3 protein-coding genes and 2 pseudogenes are annotated in these 5,048 nt (G+C 40.8%); all 5 read left to right on the forward strand.

The window, feature by feature from the left end:
• The coding region (locus tag H4I94_RS15985; RefSeq protein WP_261183707.1) for a recombinase family protein at nt 1-337 on the forward strand (337 nt) is incomplete at its 5' end.
• 380 nt (nt 338-717) lie between these two features.
• Complete coding sequence (locus tag H4I94_RS15990) at nt 718-945, forward strand: hypothetical protein (protein ID WP_004812234.1); 228 nt, start codon at nt 718-720, stop codon at nt 943-945.
• A 91-nt stretch (nt 946-1,036) separates the two neighbouring features.
• The gene (locus H4I94_RS15995; protein WP_261183710.1) at nt 1,037-3,259 is read left to right on the forward strand and encodes a heavy metal translocating P-type ATPase; all 2,223 of its coding nucleotides are present in this window, start codon (nt 1,037-1,039) and stop codon (nt 3,257-3,259) included.
• A 351-nt stretch (nt 3,260-3,610) separates the two neighbouring features.
• Nucleotides 3,611-4,543: pseudogene (locus tag H4I94_RS16000) on the forward strand (IS5-like element ISAba12 family transposase).
• 49 nt (nt 4,544-4,592) lie between these two features.
• A pseudogene (locus H4I94_RS16005) lies at nt 4,593-4,748 on the forward strand (MerR family transcriptional regulator); the annotation flags it as partial.
• Nucleotides 4,749-5,048 lie beyond the last annotated feature (300 nt).

Raw genomic sequence — 5,048 nt, forward strand, 5'->3', positions numbered from 1 at the left:
AGATAAACTGGTCAAACGAGGGATTGCCATCCAGTTTGTAAAAGAAAATATTACTTTTACGGCCGAATCCACCCCGATGGATAATTTGATGCTGCAATTGATGGGTGCTTTTGCACAGTTCGAACGTGAGATAATTTTAGAGCGGCAAAAGGAAGGAATAAAACTCGCCTCTGCTCAGGGGAAGTACAAAGGTCGGGTGCATAAACTAAAGCCTGACCAAGCTGAAGCTTTACGACAAGCATGGAAGGAGGGGAAGTATCCATCAAAAATGGCATTAGGAAAAGCTTTTGGGATTAGTCGTCAGGCGGTATACCGATATTTACAAGTTAGTGAATAGCTTATTGGGATTGGCAACTAAATTTAGTTTAACTTATAAAAATCATGAAACANTGGGATTGGCAACTAAATTTAGTTTAACTTATAAAAATCATGAAACATTGTTCGAATTTTAAGCGTGGAACATAAATAATCAATAAAAAGCCGCTCTGGTACCCTATGCCCCACAACGGCTTGATCTAATATACTGAAATTTAATGATAAATATCAAGTATTTCGTATAAGGTGTATTATGTTATTTTTAGAAAAACTTAACTTAAATAGATAAATCTAATATATTATCTTTCTCACAATTTCATAAATATCAATTATCTAATAAGCTTTAAATCCTCTTGCTAAGTCTGTATGCTGTTTTATCAGAAAGATACTATAGAGGGTAATATGCATAGTTTTTCTGTAAAAGAATTGGATCAGTTGATTGAAAATGATCTAAAGGAAAAGAAAAAATCTAGTAAGTTATTGATTGGATATAAACTATTTAATGATCTAATGAATGACCCTAAATTTTATGCAGAAGTGACAGATTCAGCCCTGAGTGCCACAAAACGAAAATATAAGAACCTCAAGATCAAGATTACGACGGATAAATATCAACTTCATTTTGAATAAAACATAAAAAAGATATTGATCTCTTTCAATTGTAGATACTTGACACTGTAGTGGCTACAGGGTTTTTAATGTATCTGACAAGGAGAATATTATGAACTCTACTGGCGAAAAAAAATCTAATACTACAGGCTGCTATAGTTGTGGCAGCAATGATTCAATATCTTTAGATGAGGTTAAACCATCACCTGATTCTACAGCTAGCACATCCCATAGATTCCGGATCGCCAACATGGATTGTGCATCGGAAGAATCTGAAATCAGGCATGCACTGAAAAACATTGAAGGGATTCATAACCTGCAATTTAATCTTGGAGAACGAGAGTTAGCGATTGCCGCTGATTCTGAAGTGTTACCCGTGGTTCTCTCGGAAATACGAAAAGCCGGTTTTAAGCCTGAAGCTATTCATATCGATAACGAAATTTCAGGAGAAACCCATCATCCTGCCCAGAATTTCTGGACGACATGGGGTAAATTGTTTACTGCTTTAGTTCTAGCGTTGTGTGCTGAAGCATTAGCTTTTATGTTGCCAGAAAGTTTGGCTGTTAAGGTTGTTGGTATGACCTTAGCTGTTTTAGCCATCGGATTGTCAGGTTTTTCAGTCTACGGTAAAGGTTTATCTGCGCTTCGTCAGGGGCGTTTAAACATCAATGCGCTGATGACGGTCGCTATTACAGGGGCATTTCTGATTGGGCAATGGCCGGAAGCAGCAATGGTGATGGCTTTGTTCGCTATTGCAGAGGTCATTGAGGCACGGGCAGTAGATCGTGCTCGGAATGCGATTAAAAGTCTGCTGTCTCTTGCTCCAGAACAAGCAGAAATATTACAGCCTGATGGTACATGGCTGAGTACACCAGTGAAGGCTGTAGCAGTCGGGGCTATTGCTCGAATCCGTCCAGGAGAACGTATTCCGCTCGATGGTAGCATTATTGCTGGACACAGTGCAGTTGACCAGTCATCGGTCACAGGCGAAAGCCTGCCTATAGATAAAACTCCAGGTGATGAAGTGTATGCAGGTACGATTAATCAAACGGCTAGTCTGGAAATACAGGTCACTGCACCCGCTTCTGACAGTACATTAACCCGTATTATTCATGCGATTGAGCAAGCACAGACTTCTCGGGCTCCGACGCAGAGATTTGTCGATCGTTTTGCAGCTATTTATACCCCAGCAGTATTTGTCCTCGCCATTCTTGTGTTTCTGTCGATGCCTTTGTTCACAGATATGAATTGGATGCAGTCACTCTACAAGGCACTGGTATTATTGGTGATCGCCTGTCCGTGTGCATTGGTCATCTCCACACCCGTGACCGTGGTGAGTGGTTTAGCAGCAGGAGCACGTCGAGGGATTTTAATTAAAGGTGGTGTGTACATTGAGGACGCACGCAAGATTAAGGTTGTGGCTTTAGATAAAACTGGAACCATCACTGAAGGAAAGCCAAAACTGGTTGCATTCGAGCAATTGGACTTGAATACGCCACAAGCAGAAATAGAATGCCTTGCCAAAAGCCTTGCGGCGAGATCGGATCACCCTGTATCCAAAGCAATCGCAGAAGGGCTGACGGCAGAGGTGCGCGAGGTGAATGAGTTTCATGCTGTTGCTGGTCGTGGTGTTCAGGGTGTAATTGAGGATCATCCTTATGTGTTGGCTAACCATCGCTGGATCGAAGAACGTGGACAATGCTCTGCTGAACTTGAAGCACGTCTCAAGATTCATGAGGAAGCAGGTCGTACAGTTACAATTATTGCGAATGCGCATCGGGTGATCGCATTGTGTGCTGTCGCTGACACAATCAAGCCTTCATCAGCCCAAGCCGTGAGTGAACTGAAATCATTGGGAATTACACCGGTGATGTTGAGTGGTGATAACGTTGCGACAGCACGAACAGTCGCAGCAGAGGCGGGCATTACGGAAGTCAAAGGTAATCTATTGCCCGAAGATAAATTGCAAGCGATTGCTGAATTACAACAGCGATTTGGCGTGACCGCAATGACAGGTGATGGTATTAATGATGCGCCCGCCTTGGCTAAGGCGGATATTGGCTTTGCAATGGGTGGTGCAGGAACGCATATCGCAATGGAGGCCGCGGATGTGGTAGTCATGAATGACGATCTACGTCGCTTGCCTGAAACAATCCGTCTCTCAAAACGCACCCATACTATATTGTGGCAAAACATTACACTTGCACTAGGCATCAAACTTGTATTTTTGTTGTTAGCTATTTTTGGTAATGCCTCTATGTGGATGGCGGTATTTGCTGATATGGGGGCGAGTTTACTGGTGATTGGCAATGGGTTAAGACTGTTACGTCGATAAACTGGAATTCTTAACTTTTTGAAAGTATTTCTATTGAATGTTCGAGCGATTTTAGATGGATTTAGATAATATTTTTCTAGCTAGCTTCGGGATCGCTCTTATATTTTCTGATAGCACTTTTATTAATAAATTTTCTGAATTAGTAGACCATCCCACCAAAGTTGTGTCTTGAGCTTATAAATTATAAAGAAAATATTACATTCACTGCTCAATCGACCCCGATGGATAATTTGATGCCGCAACTAGCGGATAACGCTGGCTTCATTCAGTATCGAAAAAATTTAGGTTAATCCAATAGGCTTTGTTGCACAAACCTATCTGTAAAGGGTTTTTCAGCGATATAATTTTCAAATGAAGAAGCCTACACACAAAATCTACCGCACAACCAATTGGCCCGCATATAACCGAGCACTCATGAGTCGCGGAAATATTGCCATTTGGTTTGATCCTGCTACGCAATGGTATGCGCCATCAAAAGGCAAACAAGGGCGAAATCAAACCTACTCCGACGCAGCCATCCAATGCTGCTTAATGATTAAATCCTTATTCCGTCTGTCTTTACGTATGGTCACTGGCTTTGTGCAAAGTCTGATTAAACTTTGCGGATTAAATTGGATAGCTCCAGATTACACCACGCTTTGTAGAAGACAAAAGCATATTGATATTGTAATCAGCTACCAAAAAAGTAGCGATGGGCTGCATCTACTCATGGACTCTACAGGCATGAAGTTTCTAGGTGAGGGCGAATGGAAACGCAAGAAACATGGACCTGAATATCGTCGCTAATGGCGTAAACTTCATATTGGTATAGATGCTAAAACCCTACAAATACGAGCAGTTCAGCTTACAACCAATAATGTCAGTGATTCACAGGTGCTTGGTGATTTACTTAATCAGATTCCACAAGATGAGCAGATTAACTCTGTTTATACCGATGGAGCTTATGACACCAAGCAATGCCGTCAGGTCATTGCAGATCGGCAAGCGCATGCGGTGATTCCACCTAGAAAAAATGCGAAACCATGGAAAGATACAAAGAGTAGCTCGCTAGAGCGAAATGAATTACTTCGAACAATTAAACGTTTAGGCAGGACACTATGGAAAAAATGGTCAGGCTATCATCGTCGAAGTTTGGTTGAAACTAAGATGCATTGCATCAAATTATTAGGAGATAAACTCAGTGCAAGGAGTTTTGATAGCCAAGTGAATGAGATCCATGCACGTGTAGCAGTCCTTAACAGATTTACGGAATTAGGTCGACCACTTACCCAAGTTACGCCTTAAATTTGGCTCAATTAGGGGCGCTTTGCATTTCAAATCTTTGTGCAACAAAGCCGATGTGAATGAATTAATTGACTTACATGTCAGTGCTATCAGAGAAAATATAATCAAGCAACAAAAGCTTATTGAACAATTATCTGATTTAAGAGGTACTTGTGATGGTTTATGTACAATTGACCAATGTGGAGTTCTAAAAAATCTAGCTTGATTATCTAGACCTATGCTTTTTTCAAAAATTCTGTATATCTTTACTTAAGGCTGCAAAAAGTTTAAGGTTACTCAAATTCTGTGATCAGATCTTTGATAGATCTGGACAGCTTCTTATTGGTGTTTTAAATACAGATTTGTGTATGAAGAGAAAAACATTTCTAATCCAGATATTGGTACTCTTATTCACATTCCAGAATATTTGGAGTGTGGCAGAGGCTGCTTGTCTGCATGAAATGCCAAACATACCCAATTCAATACTCTCTAATCCAATCGATTTAGACGAAAAGAGTGATAGTCC

The organism is Acinetobacter sp. T_3_1 (assembly GCF_025377055.1).
Lineage (GTDB): Bacteria > Pseudomonadota > Gammaproteobacteria > Pseudomonadales > Moraxellaceae > Acinetobacter > Acinetobacter kookii.